This is a genomic window from Alteromonas sp. W364 (assembly GCF_031846205.1).
Taxonomy (GTDB): domain Bacteria; phylum Pseudomonadota; class Gammaproteobacteria; order Enterobacterales; family Alteromonadaceae; genus Glaciecola; species Glaciecola blandensis.
The window spans coordinates 106,278-129,903 of the sequence record NZ_JAVRID010000003.1; the positions used below are offsets into that span (position 1 = coordinate 106,278).

At 42.4% G+C, this 23,626-nt stretch carries 18 protein-coding genes; 10 read left to right on the forward strand and 8 right to left on the reverse strand.

What is annotated here, in order from left to right; genetic code table 11:
- Nucleotides 1-52: 52 nt before the first annotated feature.
- From uvrD to RM556_RS05850, 5 genes are all read left to right on the forward strand, one after another.
- Entirely contained in the window at nt 53-2,233 is a 2,181-nt protein-coding gene (gene uvrD, locus RM556_RS05830; RefSeq protein ID WP_311374117.1) for a DNA helicase II, read from the forward strand.
- Between the two features lie 50 nt (nt 2,234-2,283).
- Complete coding sequence (locus tag RM556_RS05835; RefSeq protein WP_311374118.1) at nt 2,284-2,580, forward strand: DUF2007 domain-containing protein; 297 nt, start codon at nt 2,284-2,286, stop codon at nt 2,578-2,580.
- A gap of 133 nt (nt 2,581-2,713) precedes the next feature.
- On the forward strand, nt 2,714-3,808 hold the full coding sequence (locus RM556_RS05840; RefSeq protein ID WP_311360959.1) for an efflux RND transporter periplasmic adaptor subunit: 1,095 nt from the start codon (nt 2,714-2,716) through the stop codon (nt 3,806-3,808).
- Between the two features lie 5 nt (nt 3,809-3,813).
- Nucleotides 3,814-6,918 carry an efflux RND transporter permease subunit gene (locus RM556_RS05845; RefSeq protein ID WP_311360958.1) on the forward strand — a complete coding sequence of 1,035 codons (3,105 nt, stop codon included), beginning with the start codon at nt 3,814-3,816 and terminating at the stop codon, nt 6,916-6,918.
- Between the two features lie 164 nt (nt 6,919-7,082).
- Nucleotides 7,083-7,319 carry a TIGR02647 family protein gene (locus RM556_RS05850; protein ID WP_311360957.1) on the forward strand — a complete coding sequence of 79 codons (237 nt, stop codon included), beginning with the start codon at nt 7,083-7,085 and terminating at the stop codon, nt 7,317-7,319.
- Nucleotides 7,320-7,415: 96 nt separating this feature from the next.
- Here the strand turns inward: RM556_RS05850 and trpS are convergent, their stop codons facing one another.
- From trpS to RM556_RS05880, 6 genes are all read right to left on the reverse strand, one after another.
- Nucleotides 7,416-8,438 (reverse strand): tryptophan--tRNA ligase, encoded by a 1,023-nt coding sequence (gene trpS, locus RM556_RS05855; RefSeq protein WP_311374119.1) that lies wholly within the window; start codon nt 8,436-8,438, stop codon nt 7,416-7,418.
- A 372-nt stretch (nt 8,439-8,810) separates the two neighbouring features.
- Nucleotides 8,811-9,263, reverse strand: coding sequence for a hypothetical protein (locus RM556_RS05860; RefSeq protein ID WP_311360955.1), 453 nt, complete (start codon nt 9,261-9,263; stop codon nt 8,811-8,813).
- An 85-nt stretch (nt 9,264-9,348) separates the two neighbouring features.
- Nucleotides 9,349-11,568 (reverse strand): EAL domain-containing protein, encoded by a 2,220-nt coding sequence (locus RM556_RS05865; RefSeq protein WP_311374120.1) that lies wholly within the window; start codon nt 11,566-11,568, stop codon nt 9,349-9,351.
- Nucleotides 11,569-11,711: 143 nt separating this feature from the next.
- Entirely contained in the window at nt 11,712-12,641 is a 930-nt protein-coding gene (gene rarD / locus RM556_RS05870) for an EamA family transporter RarD (RefSeq protein ID WP_311360953.1), read from the reverse strand.
- Nucleotides 12,642-12,704: 63 nt separating this feature from the next.
- The gene (locus RM556_RS05875; RefSeq protein ID WP_311360952.1) at nt 12,705-13,118 is read right to left on the reverse strand and encodes a type II toxin-antitoxin system VapC family toxin; all 414 of its coding nucleotides are present in this window, start codon (nt 13,116-13,118) and stop codon (nt 12,705-12,707) included.
- A gap of 54 nt (nt 13,119-13,172) precedes the next feature.
- Complete coding sequence (locus RM556_RS05880; RefSeq protein WP_311360951.1) at nt 13,173-13,409, reverse strand: prevent-host-death protein; 237 nt, start codon at nt 13,407-13,409, stop codon at nt 13,173-13,175.
- A 206-nt stretch (nt 13,410-13,615) separates the two neighbouring features.
- Here RM556_RS05880 and recQ point away from each other — a divergent pair, with 206 nt between their 5' ends.
- Nucleotides 13,616-15,448, forward strand: coding sequence for a DNA helicase RecQ (gene recQ / locus RM556_RS05885; protein ID WP_409220064.1), 1,833 nt, complete (start codon nt 13,616-13,618; stop codon nt 15,446-15,448).
- Here the strand turns inward: recQ and RM556_RS05890 are convergent.
- Complete coding sequence (locus RM556_RS05890; protein ID WP_311360950.1) at nt 15,445-16,113, reverse strand: glutathione S-transferase; 669 nt, start codon at nt 16,111-16,113, stop codon at nt 15,445-15,447. The two genes, recQ and RM556_RS05890, sit on opposite strands and share 4 nt — an antisense overlap.
- 145 nt (nt 16,114-16,258) lie before the next feature.
- Nucleotides 16,259-16,591 carry a cytochrome c gene (locus RM556_RS05895; protein ID WP_311361347.1) on the reverse strand — a complete coding sequence of 111 codons (333 nt, stop codon included), beginning with the start codon at nt 16,589-16,591 and terminating at the stop codon, nt 16,259-16,261.
- Nucleotides 16,592-16,679: 88 nt separating this feature from the next.
- On the opposite strand from RM556_RS05895, the gene RM556_RS05900 reads away from it, so the two are divergent.
- From RM556_RS05900 to RM556_RS05915, 4 genes are all read left to right on the forward strand, one after another.
- On the forward strand, nt 16,680-18,197 hold the full coding sequence (locus RM556_RS05900; protein WP_311374121.1) for a protein adenylyltransferase SelO family protein: 1,518 nt from the start codon (nt 16,680-16,682) through the stop codon (nt 18,195-18,197).
- Between the two features lie 132 nt (nt 18,198-18,329).
- Entirely contained in the window at nt 18,330-21,284 is a 2,955-nt protein-coding gene (locus tag RM556_RS05905) for an EAL domain-containing protein (RefSeq protein WP_311374122.1), read from the forward strand.
- 59 nt (nt 21,285-21,343) lie between these two features.
- Nucleotides 21,344-21,961, forward strand: a complete 618-nt coding sequence (gene ribA, locus RM556_RS05910; protein WP_311360947.1) for a GTP cyclohydrolase II — start codon at nt 21,344-21,346, stop codon at nt 21,959-21,961.
- 85 nt (nt 21,962-22,046) lie between these two features.
- Entirely contained in the window at nt 22,047-23,447 is a 1,401-nt protein-coding gene (locus tag RM556_RS05915; RefSeq protein ID WP_311374123.1) for a DUF3300 domain-containing protein, read from the forward strand.
- Nucleotides 23,448-23,626: the final 179 nt, after the last annotated feature.

The window sequence follows — 23,626 nt, forward strand, 5'->3', positions numbered from 1 at the left end:
ACACAGGTTTATTGCTATACTGCGCCCATCCACAAAAAATATGAAGTGAATAATGGACGTAACGCGACTCCTTGAAGACCTAAACGATAAACAACGTGAAGCGGTGGCAGCACCAGCAACTGATACTCTAGTGCTAGCGGGTGCTGGTAGTGGTAAAACTCGAGTACTTGTTCACCGTATCGCATGGTTGATGGAAGTAGAGTCTGTTGCGCCTTATAGCATTTTGGCTGTGACGTTTACTAACAAAGCAGCAAGAGAAATGCGAGGGCGAGTCGAACGGCTAATTGGACAAGCGCTTAACACAATGTGGATTGGTACGTTTCATGGTTTGGCACATCGACTCTTGCGCTCTCATCATGAAGAAGCAGGCCTACCTGAAAATTTTCAAATACTAGATTCAGACGATCAATATCGGCTAATTAAGCGTCTGTTAAAATCAATGAATTTAGATGAAAAGCATTGGCCGCCAAAACAGATACAGTGGTACATTAACGGCAATAAAGACGAAGGTTTACGTGCTAAAAACATAGAAACGCATGGCGACCATACTCAGCAAAAAATGAAAGAAATTTATATTGCCTATGAACAAACATGCCAACGTTCAGGCTTAATTGACTTTGCTGAATTGTTATTGCGCGCTCATGAGCTATGGGCAAATAATCCGCAAGTCTTGCAGCACTACCAAAAACGCTTTCGCGCTGTCTTGGTGGACGAATTTCAAGATACCAACAACATTCAATATGCTTGGTTGAAACTGTTGACCAGCAATACCGACAATAACAATATGATGATAGTGGGTGATGACGACCAATCAATCTATGGTTGGCGTGGTGCCAACGTTCAGAATATTTCTCACTTTTTAAGAGACTTTCCTCGCGCAAACACAGTAAAGCTAGAGCAAAATTATCGCTCAACATCTAATATATTGAATGCAGCCAATGCCGTTATTGGTCATAACCCTGGACGTCTCGGCAAAGAGCTTTGGACTGAGGGTGGCGAAGGCGAAAAAATCAGTTTGTATGCAGGGTTCAACGATCTCGATGAGGCTCGGTTTATTGTTTCCCAAATCAAAAGCCAACATGAGCAAGATTCTGCTTTGGCCGACTGTGCAATCCTGTATCGAAATAATGCGCAATCTCGAGTGTTGGAAGAAGCGCTACTTCACGAAGGCTTAGCCTATCGTATTTATGGCGGTTTACGCTTTTTCGAACGCCAGGAGATTAAAGATGCTTTGGCTTATCTACGACTAATAAATCAGCCAATTGATGACGCCGCCTTTGAACGTGTGGTCAATACACCCACTCGTGGTTTAGGCGACAAAACATTGTCAAACATACGTGTATTTGCCCGTGAAAATGACATTTCAATGTGGCAAGCAAGTAGCAAGATGCTTGCACAGAATATGCTTTCAGGCCGCGCTGCTAATTCATTAAAAGGATTTGTAGAGATGATCCTACAAATGACACAAGATGTGAAGGACCTTGCACTCGAGAAAAAAGCAGATCATGCCATGAAGCACTCCGGTTTGTTCGCCATGTATCAAGCGGAAAAAGGTGAAAAAGCCAAAGCTCGTGTAGAAAACTTAGAAGAACTTGTTACCGCTTGTAAGCAATTTGAGGCGCCAGAAGACGCTGAAGAAATGAGCCCATTATCCGCATTTTTAGCTCACGCCTCTCTTGAAGCGGGTGACGCTCAGGCTGATGCCAACCAAGATGCTGTGCAGATGATGACCATTCACACTGCTAAGGGACTAGAATTTCCGTTTGTTGTTTTGGCGGGTGTCGAAGAAGGTATGTTCCCTAGCCAAATGAGTAATGATGAGCCAGGAAAACTAGAAGAAGAACGACGTCTTTGCTACGTTGGAATGACCAGAGCAATGCAACGACTCGTTATCACCTACGCCGAAACGCGCCGTTTGTATGGTCAAGATAAATATCATACAGCCTCTCGTTTTATTCGAGAAATTCCAAGTGACTACATTGAAGAAGTACGTCTACGTACGCAAATTAAACAACCAATCCATAATCGCTTCAGTTCAGCCACTTCCCACGCTGCTTTTGAAGAAAGTGGATTTAAGTTAGGCGAACGCGTAGAGCACAAAAAGTTCGGTGAAGGCACTGTACTGAACTATGAAGGTTCTGGCGAACATGCCCGAGTTCATGTGAACTTTGACTCGGTGGGCACAAAAATACTCATGCTTGCTTATGCTAAACTCGTGAAAATCGCTTTCTAAACTTTGAGCGTACCTAATCTTATCAATACCTAAGCGGAGGTCGAAACAGTATGAAGCTAGTTTATACCAACGAAAACAACATACTAGTAAACCATGCAAAGAATATCCTGGAGAACGAGGGTGTTGAAGTATCGCTCAAGAATGAACATGGCTCTACTGGAATGCACCCTCAGTTCATGTTCTTGGAGGTATGGGTAACCAATGATGCGGATGAAAAAAAAGCTAAGCGCATACTTGAAGAGATTGAAAACCCACCAGAAACTGAAGAGTGGGTATGTGCGAATTGCCAAGAGAAAAACGACGCTTCATTTGAACTCTGCTGGCACTGCCAAGCACCGGCAAATTAATAAAGCATAGCTGCACTGAACTAAAGCGGAAACTTAAAGGTAAAAGACTTGTGATAAGTGAGTTGTAGACTATCATTGACCAATCTCACTTTTCTATCTACTTAAAATTTAAGTCTTTCTTTAGGAGCTCTACATGCGCTGGCGTGCTTGGTTACTCACCTTCGTTTTTGTTTTTAGTGTTATTGGCCTATTAGGTTTCGTCAAGTTCAACCAAGTCATGGCTGCTATCGCTTTCGGAAACTCCTTTCCCGAACCAAGTGAGACTGTCAAAGTCCAAACGCTCAGTGAGTCTAACTGGCAACCGACCTTAAACATAGCGGGTAGTGTCCTGCCGACCCGCAGTCTCGAAATTCGAAACGAATTGGAAGGCATTGTGACCTACATCGGTTTTGCATCAGGTGGTAAAGTAAAGGCTGGGCAGGTTTTGTTAAAAATGCAGGTTGATGATGAACTGGCGCAGCTAGATGCCATCGATGCAGAAATAAAAATTGCAGAGCTTGACGTCAACCGATTTGAAAAGCTATTGGAGCAACGAGCATCTAGTCGGGACCAATACGATCGTGCCAAGGCGCAGTTGGCTGTCGCTAATGCTAGGAAGCGTTCGCTTGAAGCCATTATTGCCAAGAAAACCATTGTTGCCCCTTTTGACGGCCAAGCTGGCTTACATCAGCTAGAAGTTGGTGCATTTTTGTCTGGTAATACCTTGGTCACTAAACTCATCAGTGATACCAAGACTGTTTGGGTCGACTTTAATATTCCACAAGCTTATTCAAATGTAGAAGTAGGCTCGGTTTTAAGAGTGAGCTCCAGCATTCTCAATCTGCCACCCACTGCAGCTAAACTCATTGCTGTTGATCAAGAAATCTCAACCCGCTCTCGGAATATGCGAGCAAGAGCAGAGCTAACTACCAGCGATTTTGCACTAAAGCCTGGCGCAATAGTGACTGTTTCTTTGCCGGTCGGCAACACCGAAACTGTTGCTCGCTTACCTACTAAAGCCATTCGTTATGATGCTTTCGGCACCTATGTGTTTAAACTCAATAAAGATGAGAACGATGATTACCGTGCCAGTCGCCAAGTGGTCAAAGTGATCACAACTGAGGGCGAAACAAGCGTGCTTAAATTGAGCGAAAGTCCTGGCTTAGAACTAGGAGATACAATAGCGACACAAGGTAGCTTTAAACTGCGAAATGACATACTCGTTTACGTTGATGACGGAAGAGAGTAAGTCGAATGAATGACCAAAAGCCCGACTTGGGCAAGCCAACTATCATGGATGTGTTTTGTAAACGTCCAGTATTATCTATCGTTCTTTCTTTGGCGCTTGTGCTTGTAGGTATAAGAGCAGCAATCGACTTACCCATTTTGCAATTCCCTAAAATTGAGAGTGCCTCGTTACAGATCACGACGCCATATGTGGGCGCGTCTGCAGAGGTCGTACAAGGTTTTATTACCGAACCGATAGAACGAGCTGCGGCTTCGGTACCAGGCGTCGATTATGTCGATTCTCGCACCACACCAGGAGTGAGCACGGTAACGGTCTGGCTGCGACTTGGTGTCGATAGTACCCGAGCGCTTGCAGAGCTCTCATCTCGACTCGATCAAATTCGATTTGAACTGCCCGAGGGAGCAGAAGACCCAGCGGTGCAGGTTGTGCGAGCTGATAGACCATTTGCAGTATTTTATCTCACGGTTAACTACGATGAGATTGAGGCCGGTATGTCACGTATCGAAGTGACTGATTACCTGTCGCGACGCGTAGTGCCCAGCTTATCGACTATTCCAGGAGTACAGCGCGTTGGCTTAGAAGGTGGCCGTTCTCCAGCGATGCGAGTATGGCTTAATGCAGAGAAAATGGCAGCCTTAGACGTGGCAGCGGATGACGTTTCCGCAGCTTTGCGAGCGAACAACCTCATTGCCACAGTCGGACGCACAGAAAACAGTTCACAACGTGTTGGCTTGCTCACTGACACCTCTCTAAGTAGTGTTGAAGAATTTGAAAACCTTGTCATTCGCCAAGTAGATGGCGCGCAAATTCGTATCAGAGACATCGCTGACGTGCGACTGGGTGAAGAAGAAGGCCAAGTTAGCTCACGTTTAGATAAAGACACCGTGCTGTATATTTCAGTATGGCCTTTGCCAGGTGCAAATGAGATTGAAATTGGCGACCGTTTGTATGAAATGCTCGACAAGATCAATCCAACACTTCCACAAGGTTTAAGCATTACTGATGGCTACGACGGCACTCTGTATATGCGCAGCGCCTTGCGAGAAATATTCATTACGTTGATTGAGACCGTTCTATTGGTCGGATTGGTCGTTGTCGCTATGATGGGCTCTTTCCGCACGGCGCTTGTACCGCTCGTTACGATCCCGATTTCTATTCTCGGTGCTATCGCGATGATGACACTAATGGGCTTCACACTTAATCTACTTACCGTATTAGCGATCGTACTTTCCGTTGGATTAGTGGTCGATGATGCGATTGTAGTGGTGGAAAATGTCGCTCGCTACATGCGTGAAGGTATGAGCAGAATGGAAGCGGCCTTGGCGAGCTCTCGCCAACTCTTAGCGCCGATCATCAGTATGACCATTACCTTAGCCGCCGTTTATGCGCCTATTGGATTACTCTCTGGTTTAACTGGCGCATTATTCAAAGAGTTTGCTTTTACGCTGGCTATTGCCGTGTTGATATCAGGTTTAGTCGCTATCACCCTTTCTCCTATCATGAGTGCGTATGCCTCGCCAGAAGGAGGCAAGGAAGGTAAACTAACGCGTAAAGTAAATGGTATTTTTGAAGCACTCCAAAACCGCTACGAAAAAATACTCTTGGCAACACTAAACTACAAAGCGCAAGTGTTAACCATCGCCGTCATCCTATCTCTACTTTCAATCCCTTTTTACCTGCTTTCTTTGAAAGAGCTAGCGCCAACCGAAGATCAATCCAGTATTAATGTTATTGTTGAATCAGCCCCAGAAGCGTCGCTTGAGTACAGCATGACACAAATGGACCAAGTCGTAGATACGATGAAGGAGCTTGAGGGTGCTAAATTCATGTGGCAAATTGTGAATCCAGTGGGTGCCTTCAGCGGTGTTGATTTCATTGACCCAAGTGAACGTGAGCAAAGTGTGCAGGAAATGTTCTGGAAGGCCTTTGGCTCGCTTTCTTCAGTGTCTGGTTTAAAAGCCTTCCCTGTGCTCGATTCCGCGTTGCCCACATCAGGGAATTTTTCTGTCGAGCTCGTTGTGTTGAGTACTGATTCATATACCGACATGAAAGTATTCGCCAACCAAATGGTCCAGGCAGCTAATGAAAGCGGCAAATTCTTGTTTGCTGAAACCGACTTGAAAATCGATTTACCTCAGGCACGCTTCAATATTGATCGAAAACGCGTCGCCGATTTGGGTATGGATCTCAGTACGGTCAGTCGACAACTTTCAGTATTGTTATCAGGTAACTTTGTTAACCGTTACAACCAAGATGGTCGAGCTTATCGGGTTATTCCTATGATTGACGATGCCGGTAGAGCAAATCCCGACGCTATTCTAGATTTACAAATTCGTACACCTGCAGGCGACCTTGTTCCAGTGCGCTCTATTGCAACACTAGTCACCGAAACTGCGCCGCGTGTGCTTAGCAAATTTCAACAGAAAAATGCTTTTCGAATCTATGGTGAAGTGATCCCCGGCACTACGAAAGAGCAAGGTTTAAGTGCGTTAGAAGACGCTGCCGCCGCATTATTGCCTGAGGACTACACCATTGATTATGCGGGTGAATCACGACAGATTCGCCTTGAAGGAAATACCTTAGAGGGCGTTCTTTTAGTTGCTTTGGTATTTGTATTCTTAGTTTTGGCGGTGCAATTTAATAGCTTCCGCGACCCACTAGTTGTTCTTCTTGGCAGTGTACCTTTGGCCTTAGCTGGTGCAATGATGTTTGCTTTTCTCGACTTTACTACTATCAACATCTACTCCCAAGTCGGTTTTATTACTCTAGTAGGCTTGATTGCCAAAAACGGTATTTTGATTGTCGAATTTGCAAACACCATGCAAAAGCGAGGCTATGAAAAAATAGATGCAATCCAGATAGCCGCAAAAACGCGACTTCGCCCAGTCTTGATGACGACTGGTGCTACGGTGTTAGGCCATTTCCCGCTGGTTCTTGTGACGGGTGCTGGCGCTGAAGCCAGAAATAGCATTGGTATTATATTAGTCGCCGGTATGCTGGTCGGAACCGCATTTACTTTACTGGTATTGCCAAGCGTATATATGGTGTTAGCGTCGAAGCATTCACCCGATGAGCTCGAGGATCCAGAACTAAGCAACTCGCATTCATAGGGAAAGAATACAACAGCTGAGGCGAACCTTTGTCAGTAAGATTTTGCGATATAGGCAGAAGCGCTAGCAAAAGCAGTTGACTAGCGCTGTAAATTAGCGAAATATGAACAAGCAAGACACATCGACTCTACACACGACTGCAACAACAAAGAAGAGAGGGACGAATGCCATTTACTACAGAATTAACCGAAGAGTTAAACCTCATCCTTAAATTCCCAAACAAAAGTTTAATGCAAGGTTTGAAAATCCATAAGGATGCTGATCCAGCTATGATTAATGCAGCTCAACGTTTATTTGATAAAGGGATTGTTACTCAGCCTGATGGTGGTTATCTGACTGACCTCGGTCATGATTTGGCTGAACACGCACAGGTAGTGCAATCTGCGCTAAATTCTAACTAATACGGAAACATTAATTATACTTATCACGTTTACAGAAACAGCTTCACAAGGTTGAGGTAATGAACCTTTGGAAGCTGGCTGATGAAAACAAGTTACTCAGAAAATATTCAATCCAAAAATATCTTTAACATTAAAAAGCACTTCCGCTGTTTTTTCTCTCGAGATTTGACTTCCCTTGACTAAAATATCTACCAGTTGAGCCTTATCATTTAAAAACTCGCCTCTTCTTTCTCTTATAGGTCGAAGCATGTCTTGCAAACACTCCTCCAGTATTTTTTTCGTTGTACCGTCACCGAGACCTCCACGACGATAGTGATCTTTTAATTGGTTTATATAGGCCTCATCAGAATGAAAGGCATCGAGATAGGTAAAAACGATATTTCCTTCGACTTTACCGGGATCGTCAACCATTAGATGATTAGGGTCGGTATACATGGACTTTACAGCTACGGAGATTTCTTTTTCAGTGGCCCCAAGGTTAATTGCATTGCCCATCGACTTAGACATCTTATTTTTTCCATCTGTACTAGGAAGCCGCGACGCATTGCTTAGTAAAGGTCTGCATTCACTCAGGACCGTACGTCCTGCTAGTGAATTAACCTTTCTCACTATCTCATTAGTTTGTTCAAGCATGGGTAACTGGTCATCTCCGACTGGCACTAAAGATGCCTTGAACCCTGTTATATCGGCAGCTTGCGATATGGGGTATGTTAGAAAACCAGCTGGGATAGACCGTTCAAACCCTTTGTTTTGGATTTCACTTTTAACAGTCGGATTTCGCTCTAACCGACTGATGGTGACAAGGTTATTGTAGTACATCGTCAACTCAGCAAGGGCGGGAAGTTGTGATTGAAGGCAAATAGTTGTTTTGGAAGGGTCGATACCAACAGCGAGATAATCAGCAACGATATTTAAAATGTTGGATGATACTTTTTTCGGATTGTGGGCATTGTCAGTAAGACCTTGCATATCAGCGACGAGAATCGTTTGCTCGTGAGTTGACTGTAAAGTTACACGTTGCTTTAAAGAGCCGACATAATGACCGAGATGTAAGGGACCTGTTGCTCTGTCTCCGGTCAGAATAATTTCTGGTTTTTCAGCATTTTGTTTTGTGTTCATATGTATATCTCCTAATTTAAATAGATCGCTACTGGAGATATAAAAGAAATTACAGTCTTAGCTACCTTCCAGCAGCTTAAGAATGTAAGAATTCAGCGCCGCTCTAAAAAGAGCGCCACCAGAAGTAGAATGATGTGGACGTTGGAATGTATGTCATGCAGGTAGGTTAACGATAATTCTTTCGAAAATCAACTCCCAACAGTGGATTACCAATAGAAGAACGTACGTAAAAACAGTGATGTTAGACAAAGCAATAAATATGCTCCACATAATAAAACTCAAGAGCTGCACTGGTCCTAGAATGTGTTTCGCCATATTCAAAAATATATCAGCGAGGCCGATTTCTGAGACAAGTGTTAGAAAGTAATTGTTCTACTTTTTATAAGGAAAAGTTTTAACAAGCTTAACATTGCTCGCTTTTGCATCTGGTAGTGACTGTATAACATCGCTTGCGTTACCGAAAGGTTTATCGGTGTTCTCATCTTTGAATAGATACCCTTCTTTTTGTTTTTCAATGAGTGTGCTTTTAGCGAAATTATTGCAAAAAAGCGCAACAACAAAACCGGGTGTTGAGGCCTTCTCACTGGCTGAGCATTCTAATGTAAGTAATGAGTTCTCATCTTGCACAGTATAGATGATATTTTCTGATGTGAAGGTATCGCCAACTTTCGCAACTGGCTCAGAAGAAGTGCTAGTGAAAACAGCCACTTTAGTTTCTTTTACCGTTGCGCTTTTGTTTGAAGAATTTTGGCGAGTAGTGCTAGAGCAAGCTGACAAACCAGTTATGATAAATGCTGTTATTAATAATAGTGTCGAGCTTTTCATGTTAATTCATGCTTAAATTAAAACTCATGTTTATGAATAATAGAGGTTATTACATTCGTTAATGTTGGATGAACCACTCTACCGTTTATTTTGTATGGGCACAATGCCACTCTATGTAGTCTTCCATAGGCAATGGCTTAGAAAAATAATATCCCTGCATGACATTCAAATCGCGCGCTTTCAGCAATGCTATTTGCTCTTGATTTTCTACTCCCTCTGCAACGATATTCATATTCAAATTCTTCGCTAAACTAATGATAGTTTCTACAATGCTCAAACCGCCCTCATCAGTTATCCGATCAATGAAAGATTTATCAATTTTCAATTCTTCTACAGGGTATAAATGCAAATTTGACAGACTGGAATATCCAGTACCAAAATCGTCAATAGAAAACTTAAAACCTAAACGGGCAATAGCTGACATTTGATTAATTGTCTGTTCAATATCAAGTGCCAGCATACTTTCCGTTATCTCTAGTATGATTTTGCTAGCAGAAACCTTGTGTTTTTTCAGAATGTCGCACAACATTTGCTCGAAGTTAAGTGACCTAAACTGCGAATGACTGATATTTATAGATAACCTGAAGCCCTCGGTTAAAGCTTGCTTTTTCTCCAGAAGATTGATGAGTTTGCACATATCTTCAAGCACAATGTCCTGAAGTTTTTGGATCAAGCCAAACTGTTCTGCGACTGAAATAAATTCATTCGGTGGCACCAAACCTCTTTCCGGATGGTTCCATCTAATTAATGCTTCAGCACCACATAACTTGCCATCAGCATCAACTTGCGCCTGGAAAAATGCACAAAATTGATTGTTTTCAATCGCACTGACAATCTCTGATTCAAAGGTTAATTGACGCTCTAACAATGTTTGATTTTCTGCATCATAAAAACTGAATAAATCGCCACCCTTTCGCTTTGCACTGTACATCGCAGTGTCAGCAAATTTCATAATACTTTGAGCGTCTGAATGATCGTCTATAAAACAAATACCAATACTACTTGATATTTTTAGTGAGAAGTCACCGATAATAAATTTGTCAAAAAAAGCAGCTTGTACTTTTTTCGCTACAACTGCCACTTCGCTTTGAGACTGTTCAATGGTATGCCCAACATTTTCGACTAAGATAACAAACTCATCACCGCCAATTCTCGCCAAGACATCAGTTTTTCTGAGAGATTTCTTGAGCCTTTTAGCCACCTTGGTTAGGAGCTCATCACCAGCCAAATGACCTAAAGAATCGTTTACACGCTTAAAGTTATCCAGGTCTAAAAATAAAATAGCTCCAAACTCATGCGATGCCTTTTTAGTTTTTACCGCTAACTCTAACCGTTCGTTAAACATTCTTCTGTTAGGCAGGTTGGTCAAATGATCAAAATAAGCCAGCTCTGTGATGCGGTCTTGGTTTTTCTTTTCATCAGTAACATCTCTAGCCATCCATAAGACGTGGGATGGAATTTCATTCTCTCCCGGGTGGTATTTAACTGGAGTCACTCTCGCCTCAAAAATAGCAATTCTATTTTCCTCTTCCAAAGGGTATTCGTATTCTTGAATACTATTTGTTTGCAAAGCTCTCGAAATAACATTCATAATTCTCTGAGCAGCATCAGGAGGAAAGACATCTCTTACATTCTTATGAACCAGAGCGGTTGCTGAAATATAAAGTAGATTATTTGGGGATCCATAAACGTCCTCATAAACCCCTTCTTTACTGATAATTAGAGCGAGATCAGGCATCACTTTGATAAAGGCTCTAAACTTTTCGTTATCTCGCTCTAAGGTTTGTATTTTAGAATCAACAATATTTGCTTGTTCGTAAGCATGAAAAGCTTTTGCAAGAATCGGCTCTACTGAGGCAATTAGTTTTAACTGTCGGTTATCTAATCTAACTTCAGGAGGGACAAACAAAACCAATTCGCCGATAAGTGCGCCAGCATCGTTTGCAATCCTCAATCGGTAAACATACTTTTCAGAGGATTTATGTGTAGGGTTTGAAGGAGCAATTAAACCTTCCGAGATAAGTTTACTTACTGTTGAGTTTGTTTTAAATTTGAGGGAATCGCTATTCTCAGCATGCAGTTCAAATTGATTTTTAGATGTTTGACTGAGAGCATGAAAAGCATTAAATTCATGCAAATAGACTGCACATTCAGCTTCATTTTCACCAACTTCAGATTTGATTTTTTTAACGACCAATTCAAAAAAGGATGACAGCTGTTTCGTCATGATCGCGTCTAGAAGCAAAGTTTGGCATTCACCAAAAAATAACTGTACTTTTGCTTCTGTTTTCACATCTTTAATCATCTTATCCTTGCTTTCATTGCATGCCGCAGAGTTTAGCACTGTAAAAATATATAGGTAAAGTGTGTACGAAGCGTCACCAAAATAGATTCAATAAATCGCTTACATTGAATCGACTCAACGCCCGCTATTAGTCGCAGAAAAACTTAAGCCTCCGGCCTGAGTGCAGCTAGCTTTTTTTCCTTCTTCTCTCTACGGTAATGCTTAACTGAATCGTAAGTAAATACGGCTAATGCTGTCCACACGAATCCAAAGGTTACCAAACGGCCAGTGCTAAGTGGTTCGTTGTAAATCACAACTGCCAAGATAAACATCAATGAAGGGCCGATGTACTGAAAGAAGCCCAGTGTAGAGTAGCGTATTCGGCGAGCCGCTGCGGTGAAGCACAATAATGGAGCGGTTGAAACAATACCGGCACACAACAAGAGAATATTGAGTTGGCTCGAATTTTGAGTAAAGTCTCCCGACTGAGTGACGAAAAATGCCCAGTATATAAGGGCTGCAGGTAAAATAAAGATGGTTTCAATAAACAAGCCAGGCAAGGAATCCACAGCCACCTGCTTGCGCATTAGTCCATAAATACTGAAGCTACAGGCCAAGGTTAAGGCTATCCATGGCAAATAGCCAAAATTGAATATCATGATCGCCACTCCACTGATCGCTATGCCTACTGCAATTTTTTGAGTTAAACGTAAACGTTCACCAAGAAACAGACGCCCAAGAAACACGTTAATTAAGGGATTGATGTAATATCCTAAACTCGCTTCTAACATGAAATTATTGTTCACTGCCCAGATGAATAAAAACCAATTGCACGCCAACAGTAAGCTGGCGGCCATCAGCGTCAATAACACTCGACGATTACTAACGGCAGCAATGACTTTTTTAATATGGCGTAAACCAACGATCAACAATACTAAGACCACTGCAGACCATATCACTCGATGCATGAGAATTTCCATCGGTGGTACCATGTGCAATGCTTTAAAATAGATAGGCGCAATGCCCCACATTGTGTAGGCACAAAGGGCAAATATTACGCCGGACTTGGCTGATGTAGTAGCGGGCTGATTCAAGACTAACTCTTCATGTTGAATTCAATCCAAGCTAGCAGCAATCGATACTTGCTATGCGCAGGGCTATACTTCCCAGGGATTGATAGTTTGGATTTTAATGTGTTTAAAATCTGCCGGTGACTTTGTGACCAAAGTCATGTTGTTCACCAAACATGTTGCCGCAATCATAGCATCTCGCTCTGATTTTGGGTTAGGTACATGCAAGGCGGCGCAATACTCAGCCATTTCGGCATCAAAAGCAACAATACGACCTTTAAAACCGTTTAAAACTTTCGTTTGAAGCCACTGATTTAACGCTTCACCCTGTGAGGCATCTGTTTTTCTTTTTTCTAGTATTGCCAACTTCAATTCTAGTATTGAAAGCGACGAAATATAAAGGTTAAACACTTGCTGGCTAGTAGCCCACTTTACTAACTTAGCATCTTCATCACTTGGGTTGCGAAGCGCTGATACTACGTTTGTATCGAGTAAAAACATGCAAAAACTCCCTTGGTCTTACATTGAGGTTAACAGTTAATTCAGACGAGCGATTCAATTCGAAGTTTTAAACTTAGGCACGTCCAATTGAATATCTTGAGTATTGGGCGCACTGACTAAATCTAAGATAGTGCTGGTTTTACCCGTTATCTCTAGGTAGTCATCAATATTCATCATCATAAAGGCCACAACACCGCGCTCGGTTATTTTAACTGGACCATTTTTTGCGGCACGTTTGACAGAACTGGGGTCTTGGTTGAATTGTCTACTGGTAAAGGTATCGCTACTCATAGTGTTTTATTCACTCCGATCGTTTAATATTTGAACGTTGTAACTACATTACTACAGTAAAATGATAGGTGCAAAATCTTGTTTACGCTAATTTTAAGAAAATGGGCTCGAGTACAGCATGAATTTTGTGTTGAAAACACGTAAGATCCACCCAATTCCTTTTATTGAGATGTCCCTTGCCCCTAGCTTTTGAAACCAGCACAGAAATCAGCACGCATGATGAAGTTGTCGTCGAATCAGCTGACACTAAAATCTTGTGCGGAAAGATACTCAAAGATACCTTCGGTTATCCGGAATTCCGTCCGGGGCAACTCGAAGTCATAGAAGCGGTGATCTCAGGGCAAGATGCACTTATTCTGCTACCCACTGGCGGTGGAAAATCATTATGTTATCAAGTGCCGGCATTGGCAATGGATGGGTTGACCCTTGTCGTCTCCCCCCTTATTTCGCTGATGCAGGATCAAGTGCAACAATTAAGCACTCAAGGCGTTAAAGCCGCTTATCTGAATTCTTCACAAGACCCCGAAGAAGCACAAAAAGTGAATGATGCATTGCATGAGGGTGAGCTAGATTTATTGTATGTAGCGCCAGAGCGTTTATTACAATCTTACTTTCTTAACTCCCTAGCTAAGGTTAAGGTGAGCCTTATTGCCATAGATGAAGCACACTGTGTTTCACACTGGGGGCATGATTTCCGTCAAGACTATCGAAATCTTGGGCGACTCAAAAGTGTTTTTATCGACACTCCATTTATTGCACTGACAGCAACGGCTGACCACGCGACACAAGTTGATATTCAGCACCAACTCGGCTTGGTTGACCCCTTGGTATATAAAGGTGGCTTCGACCGCCCGAACATTCGCTATAACTTACTAGCCAAATATAAGGGCTTCGACCAAGTCGTCACCTTCGTCAAGCAGCAAGATGGGGCCGCAGGCATCGTGTACTGCAACAGTAGAGCAAAGGTCGACGATCTCACAGTCCGATTGCAAAGCGCAGGTATTAAGTGTGACGCCTATCATGCGGGTTTGGATACTGGCACGCGAGAGTTTGTACAAACACAGTTCTTAAAAGATGATTTGCAAGTAGTCGTCGCGACCGTTGCATTCGGCATGGGTATCAATAAATCAAATGTCCGCTTTGTTGTGCATCATGATGTTCCTCGCAGTGTTGAATCTTACTATCAAGAAACTGGCCGTGCAGGTCGTGATGGTATGCCTGCAGAAGCATTATTACTATTTGATGAACGTGACGCTGCAAGAATCAAGCAGTGGATATCCACGGGTACATCTGCTGATCGCTTTGATATTGAAATGCAGAAGTTTGAAGCGATGGAATCATTTGCAGAAGCGCAAACTTGTCGCAGGCAAGTACTATTAAATTACTTCTCTGATTACCGTGAAGAGCAGTGTGGAAACTGTGACATCTGTTTAGATCCGCCCAAAATGTTCGACGGAACAACTCAAGCCCAGCAGCTTCTTTCTTGTGTATTGCGCTTGAAGCAAGACACTTCTGTGCAATATTTAATTGATGTTTTTCGTGGCAAAAGCATTCGACGTATTTTAGATAATCAACACAACGAACTCAGTACCTATGGTTTGGGTAAAGAGCAATCAGATACGTATTGGCATAACCTCATCCAACAACTAATTCATCAAGGTTTGTTGCGCATAGACATGACTATGTCGGGTATTTTGCGTTTAAATGAATCAGCACGAGCTGTATTAAAGGGCGACCGCACCATACAACTAGCTGTTCCAAAGCTCAGTATCGACACAAGCAAACGAAATAAGGCAGAGCCGGTAAACATCGATCGTCAATTGTTTGCCAAGTTGAAGCATTTACGGAAGCAAATTGCTGAGGAAGATAATGTGCCTGCTTTTGTGATATTCAGTGACGCCACATTAGCCGACATGACCGACAAAACGCCGGTCAATGAAACTGAATTTATTGGTGTGAATGGTGTGGGCCAACGTAAACTAGAACGCTATGGTAAAGCGTTCATCAGTTTAATAGAAAATTACTTGGCAACGCGTTAACTAGCCGCCTCTGCGTCACGCATTTTTTGCATTGCTATTTTGTGACTTTCTATTTGACGCAAACGCAAGACGTATGCCGTCATGTTTTTAAAAGGCTTTAATTTTCCTGCATCGAATAGTGCTTCAAGACCAAAACTCATTTGTATATCCGCAATGCTGGGGGCATCACCTACAAACCAAGTCTTATCGCTAAGGTGCTTCTCAACAAATAGCAGATTGCCCTCGATGTTCTTTCCAAAATAGGCATCCATCACACCGTCTATAATTTTGTCGGCAATAAATTTCACAAAAAATGGTTTTGCTTTTGCTCTGGCCTTCTCTAGCACCATACTGGTGACTAGGGGAGCCATGAATGTCCCTTCAGAGAAGTGAGACCAAAACTGTACTTGGTTGTGCTCGTCTGATTCAGGCGATGGCAACATTGCTGACTCAGGGAATTGGTGAGCAATGTAATCACAAATAGCACCCGATTCCGCAATGACTTTATCACCATGAGTTAGCACAGGCGCTCGGCCTAAGGGATGGATCTGTTTCAATTCGGGTGGCGCTAAATTGGTAGCAGCGTCGCGTTTGTATACCTTAATTTCATAGTCAGCATTAAGGGCTTCCAACATCCAAACAATGCGTTGAGATCGTGAATTATTCAAATGATGTAATGTAAACATATAACGTCCTTGAGTGATTGGCTGGGCGCAATAAACATGCGTTAACTGAGCCTACACTAAAATTATTTAAAAGAGGTTGCTGTAATCATAGATACTCACCTCTCTAGCTTTTAGATTTAAATTAATTTTGCAACGACGGTATTCCCTATGGACGAGGGTCAAGTTGCGCATAATAAGCTGATAAATCAGCAATATCTTGATCACTGAGCTTTTGGGCATGTGACGTCATCGCCATATTGACACGTTCACCGTCTCGAAAGGCTTTTAATTGCAAAACCAAATATTGCTCTTTCTGTCCTGCTAGATTTGGATAAATTGGTACATTTGAAATCCCATTGTCGCCATGACACATGCCACATACACCGGATATTTTCTCTCCTCGCTCGATATCACCAACCAAAGGTTGTTCAGCACAAGCGCTCAAACTAGTACACAGTAACAGGCACAAGACTGAAAATGGTCTCGACAGAAACTGCATGGCACTTGGTTTTTTTATTTGCATCATTATTGAGTCCTTTTCACAAAATTAGCGTATATTTAAGCCATAGTAATTCAAACGAGATAGCATGCAACTCTTTCATAAATACGCTGAAGAACTAGCAGACATTTGTACCCCCGTGGTCCCCTTCCCTATCCTTAGAGCGCGCGTCGCGCTGGTGAACAACAAACTCGCAGAAGCGCTAGATATTCCCGTTGATGAGCTCAGCACAGCAAAGCTACTACCTTCTCTTTTTGGCGATGATGGTGAATTACAGGCCCATAGCGTTGCTCAAAAATATGGAGGCCACCAATTTGGTCAATGGAACCCTCAATTAGGTGATGGTCGAGGCTTATTATTGGGTGAAGTCAAAGCCCAGTCTGGGCAATTTTTCGATTTACACCTTAAAGGTGCAGGCCCAACCCCATATAGTCGCCATGCCGACGGTAGAGCCGTTTTACGCTCCACTATTAGAGAGTATTTGGCGGGCGAAGCACTTCATGCTCTAGGTATCCCAAGCTCACGCTCTTTATGTTTAATTAGGAGTGATGAGCCAGTCATTCGTGAAACGCGAGAACGCGGTGCGATGATGATAAGAGTATGCGAGAGTCACTTACGTTTTGGTCATTTCGAATACTACTTTCATACCGACCAGCACGAGCAACTACAAAATTTATTCAGCTTTGCATTTGAACATCATTTTGCAGACACCATTGCCGCTCATCCAGAGCAATCACCTCATGCAGCAATGTTGCAGGAAATCGTGAGTTCAACGGCAGCGATGATTGCAAAGTGGCAAGCATATGGCTTTAATCATGGGGTGATGAATACAGATAACATGTCCATTCATGGCATCACCTTCGATTTTGGCCCCTACGCTTTTTTAGATGATTTTATCCCGAACTATGTGTGCAATCGTTCCGATCACAGCGGTCGATATGCTTTTGACCAACAACCGAGTATTGGACTTTGGAATTTGAACGCTTTGGCTCATGCATTCAGTCCCTACTTAGATATTAAAGAAATTAAAGCCATTTTGATGACTTATGAGGATACTTTGGTCAATGATTACCAAGCGCTCATTCGCCAGCGCCTGGGTCTAAGCATGCAAGCAGAAACACCAGATAAAATGTATCAAAGTGATGAACAAAAACTCAGTCATGAAATTGATGTATTAATCGGTGAGTGGATGCAGATATTACAAACTGAAAAAGCCGACATGCATGTCGCTTTTAGAACTTTGAGTAAACACTTACTTTCTATAAGAGATAATAATTACAATGCACTATCAGATAATTTCATTCAGGCTGATCGCGTTAGAAGTTGGTGTGTTAACTATCAAGAAATACAACAAGCCCTGTTGGATTTAAATCAAAAAAGTTGGGAAAAAATACAAGAAGATATGCTGGGCGTGAACCCCAAATATGTCTTAAGAAATCATTTAGCACAGGAAGCAATTGCCGCCGCTGAAGACGATGACTTTTCTCTTTGCGAGGCTTTTTTGACAGTGTTAACGAGCCCTTTTGAAGAACACCCCGATTATGAGCGTTTTTCGAAACCGCCCGCTACGCAAGATAAAGGGATAGCGCTTTCTTGCAGTAGTTAAGGTAGCTTAATCAAGTCCAAAAAAGCTTTCGTTATAAAATTCAGGGATTTGTATCGATAATTAAACAACAAAAACTTCACAGTGTGGTTAAAAATTGGCTACACTGAGGACTCTAGGAACTAATGGGACAAGATGGACTTGAAAGTTTGGTTTTCACACTTTGTGTCGCTTAACAACTTCCGTGTATTTGTATGTTTGGCCTTCATTCAATTTGTTGCGCTGTGCGTAGGCTCACAAAATGTGGTCGCGCAAGATGCTGTCGCAAGTGATCTGCTAACCGATACCAAGCCCATTAGTATCGTTGAAGCCAGCGATATATCTCGCTCACTCAACCTTCAAGTTATTGCCGACCTTCATTACACTAGCCAAGGCTTACTCCTGTCTGATGTCGCACAGTTAACCAAATGGCATAGAGATTATTCTGTTTATCCGATACCCGATGACAAGGTGTTGTGGTTACGCTTTCAGATTCAAAACAGCAGTAACCTCAACGAGTCCCTAATGTTGATTGCGGGAAACACCTTCATTGATAGGGTCGATGGTTTTCTTCTCGACGAACAAGGCCGAATTATTCAATCCATTCAGCGCAATCATATGAACCGAAGCGCCAATGCGAGTGGACTGCATGGTTTTAAGATGGCGATAACAGTGCGCCCTGACCAACTATTAAGTGTTTATTTACGAGTTGATGATGATGGTCCAGCTATGCTCCCAGTAGAGTTATGGCAAGAAAAGAGTTTTCAGCAACAAAGCAGTATTAGACTTATTTTATTAGGTGCCCTCAGCGGCGGTTTATCCTTGCTAGCGACTTATTTTTTAATTACGTATATGTTGCGTAATGCCCCGGCGAGATTCTGGTTTTCCATTTTTGCGGTTGCTTCAATGACAACCTTGTTAAGCGCTGAAGGGATGCTACCTAGCCTGTTTAATTTACCTGCATTCGCAGCGGAAATTACGGCCTTCAGCTTAACGATTAGTTTATTTGCCGCTATTAAGATAGGCCGAGATATTTTTGCGCCAGTGTCGCCACTATGGCTTAGGGCGCATTACATTTTGTTAATTGTGCCTGTTGTAACACTGTTTCTTTACAACGATTTTTGGCAACTGATTTCGATACTTGGTGTTATCGCGACCTTCTTGTGCAGCAAGCTTTTCGCTACCTTAATCTATCGTTCAAAAATTGATTTGCGCAGCACTGTTATTTATTTCTGTGGTTGGCTGGCACTCGCTGCGGTTGCAGCTCTGGAAGTATTATCCTTCACGCAGGGAGCAAGCCACGTAAGCTATTCCGCCGCACTCCCTTTTGCCTTTACCTGCTTTGGCATTATGTTAATCGGAGTCGCGATCATAAGCCGTGAACACTCATACACTCACCGTATCGAGGCCAATCAATTATCGACAATAGACGACTTGGGTAAGTACAAGAATCTATTCGAAAACACCGCAGAAGGGCTTTATTCAGCAACTGACAAGGGTGTCTTATTACAAGTGAATCCGGCCTTGGCCTTCTTGTTTGGCTTCTCAAGCCCAGAGGAATGCTTAAAATCGTTTACTAATATTCATGACTTTTTCGCCGACCCTATCGAAGCTGACATGTTACTTGGCGAGCTATCGTCTCATCAAACCGTGTTAGGCAAAGAATTCAGAGGGAAGCGTTTGAATGGCGGTGAATTCTGGTTTTCTATTTCTAGTCAATTATCAAAAACCACATCTGAAGCGAAACACTTTGGTAGTTTATTCGATATCACTGAACGCCGAATCAACCAAGTCAACATGCAGTATTTGAATACACATGACCAATTGACTGGCTTACATAATCGTCGACACTTCTTGCAGTTACTGGAAGAGCGAATCACTCAAACCAATGTAGATGACAACAACTGTGCTTTATTTTATATCGATGTCGACCAATTTAAACTTATTAACGATACCTGTGGCCACACCGCAGGTGATGTATTCATTAAAGAGCTCGCACATGTGCTATTTGAAATTGTTCAGCCAAATGATATTTTCGCACGCTTAAGTGCTGACGAGTTTGGATTGCTGATTCACTATGACGATGAAAAAGACATTGAATTAACTACCCAACGAATACTTACTCAGGTAAGAAGTTTCAGCTTCAAGTGGGATCGCCACCTATTCACGCAAAGCGTCAGTATTGGTATTGCAAAACACGAATCGAATGTTGTCAGTGCTGAGGAGTTGTTGAGCTTCGCCGACACCGCTTGCATCGTCGCAAAAGAAAATGGTAGAGATAAAGTACACGTTTTCTCCAAGGATATGGGAACGAATAATAGTTATGAACGCGAGTTGTATTGGGTGGGCGAAGTCAACCGTGCACTGAATGAAGACAGCTTTGAGCTTTATTACCAGCACTACCGCCCGCTCAATAAAGCTGATGACGCAGATTACTATGAAATTCTGGTGCGCTTAAAAATGCAAGATGGTGAGCTTATGTTACCTGAATTCTTTATGCCTGCCGCTGAGCGCTACAACCTAAGTAATAAAATCGATAAATGGGTCGTTGAAAACTACTTCAGTTGGTTAAGTTCGCAATCGGAGGTCATTGATTCCCTAGGTAAATGTAATATTAATATTACCGGTCCATCACTTTCTGATGAAGACTTTCAATTTTTCCTTTTGAACGCCTTTGAAAAGTACCATATTCCTTACGAAAAGATTTGTTTTGAAATTACCGAGACGATGGCAATTATCAAAATGAACGATGCTATTGCGTTCATCAAACAGTTCAAAAAGCTTGGCTGTACCTTTGCTTTAGACGATTTCGGTAGCGGCTTTTCGAGTTACGGATATTTAAAAAACTTGCCTGTCGACTTTGTAAAAATAGACGGTAACTTTGTGCGCGATATACTCACAGACCCTATCGACCTTGCCATGGTCACCTCAATCAAAGATGTGGCAGAAGCGATGTCGATAAAAACGGTTGCTGAATTTGTGGAGTCGGAAGACATCATGGTGCAACTAGGAAAAATGGGCGTTGACTATGCACAAGGATATTGTGTCGCTAAACCTGACCCATTAAGTGCATTTGTATCGTATAATGAGCGCGTTTTACGATCGGAGTGATTGTAAAACTAAGTTTTATCCCCACATATCGAACACCTTGAGGTCAATAAGCCAGTTTTATGAGTAATCCATACCGTTCCTTTGAATTTGTTAGTGAAGCCGCATTACCAACTCGTTTTGGTCTTTTTACTATTCATGGCTTTATTGATAAATCAAACAACCAAGAACATGTCGCGCTATCTTACGGCAAATGGGAAGAAAGTGATGTTGTACCTATTCGCATTCATTCTGAATGTTTAACGGGTGATGCTTTATTTAGTACAAAGTGCGATTGCGGATTTCAGTTGGAAAAAGCCTTACAAAATATTGTCGAAAATGGTTCTGGTGTTTTACTTTACCTTCGCCAAGAAGGGCGTGGCATTGGGCTACTTAACAAAATCAAAGCGTACAGTTTACAAGATCAAGGCTACGACACCGTTGAGGCCAATGAGCATTTGGGCTTCGATGCTGACTTAAGAGACTACAGTATTTGCAAAACTATGCTGGATACTCTGAAAGTCAAACACGTTGAAATCATGACTAACAACCCTAAAAAGCTCAATGCATTGCGCGAAATGGGAATCGATGTTGTTCGACGCACTCCCATAGATCATGGGGTGACTGACGCAAATAGAAACTATCTCAAGACGAAAACTGAAAAGTTAGGCCACACCTTCAATAAAGATAAGCTCGGTTAAATAAATCGACCGCTTAGTTTCTGTTCAGTTTCAGTTAAGTTTACTTGTTATATAAATAGGGGTATCCAAGCAGGAGGATACTTTTATGAAAACCAATCAATCAACAATGAAGCGCAAAGCAAAGCTTTCCGCAACAACCATTAAAACAATTGGTTACACTGCCTTGTTGACCCTATCACTTACGATAGGCATGCATTACGCACAAGCCAAGCCTCTACAATCAGACAAAGTCTATGGCTACAAACAAAGTCAAAACGAATATGATCGTATTGACGCTGCGCTAGCTCCTATCGCGTTATATCCCGATAGTTTGCTTACCCATATTTTTATTGCTTCAACATATCCCCTTGAAGTCATTGAAGCTGCGCGCTTCATTCAGCAACACCCTAAGTTTGATATTGATGATTATCAGGAAAATGGACTGAACAAGGACCTTATTGAAGCGATTCAAGAGGACGCTTTAGATTACGGTTGGGATGCCTCGGTTATCGCGCTGACTGCTTTTCCAGACATTTTAAATAACATGAGTGATGACTTGGGTTGGTTAAGTGATTTGGGTGAAGCATTTGAAAATGACCAAGAACTGGTGCTTCAAAGAGTGCAGGCCTTAAGAGAATTAGCATACGACCAAGGTAATTTGCAGAATGACGATCAGGTAGAAGTCGTTGTTGAGCGAGCACAAAATCAACGTGTCATTGTAATAGAGCCACGTCGCCAAGAAGTGGTTTACGTACCTTACTATGATACCGCGGTAATCTACGGACCTAGTTGGCATGTCAGCACGTCGTATCGTTGGACACGCCCGTACTATGCTCGCCACTATCGTCACCGCCATGTCTATTTTTCACCAGCAGCATATATAGGTCATCGTTTATTATTTGGTGGCATACACTGGAGTAACCGCCACGTGTCAATCAATCGCGATTGGTCATATAGAGGCGCTAGACACTACCGTTACGTTGACACTCGATACAAGCGTGTAAAGCATAAAAGTTATCAACGTTGGAGTCCGGTAAAAAGAGCCACGCGACATGTTGAACGCAAAAAATACGCGGGCACGAAAAAAGTGCACAGAGTTCACGATAAGAACAAATGGATAAACAGCAAGCACCGTGAATTCAAACAGGTTCGTGCCAACAAGCGAGAGCTAGGTACCAAGCGCTCAGCTGGCGAGGAAAGACAAAAGCTGTATAGAAAAAGAGAAACGAACCATCAATACCAAGCAAAACCGAAGCGTGTTGATAAGCAGCAAAAAGCGAATAATCGAAATTTTAAACAGGAAAAGCAGGTCCATGTTGATAGAAAAACAAAAAGTGCCATTCAACGCACGAAGGTTCAAAAGAAAACAGTTGTGAAAAGATCGGAGATTAAGCGTTCAACACAAAAGCAAATGCAAAGAAGCCGTGACGTCTCCAAACCAAAGCGCAGTCAGAATAGATCGCAAACGAATAAGCGTTCTAACGACAGAGTACAAAAGATTAGATAAGGGTGTAAAACAAGGAAAGCCAACCACAATCAAATCAGTTTTTGCGACAACTCACGGATATGCTGAAAAGCAATGGGAGAAGTTTGTCGCAAGCGTCTACACACTTGCCAGACTATGGGTACTAGTTTGACGATGCAATGTGTAGACGCATTTTCATTTCCCGCTGGTAAAAAATTTTT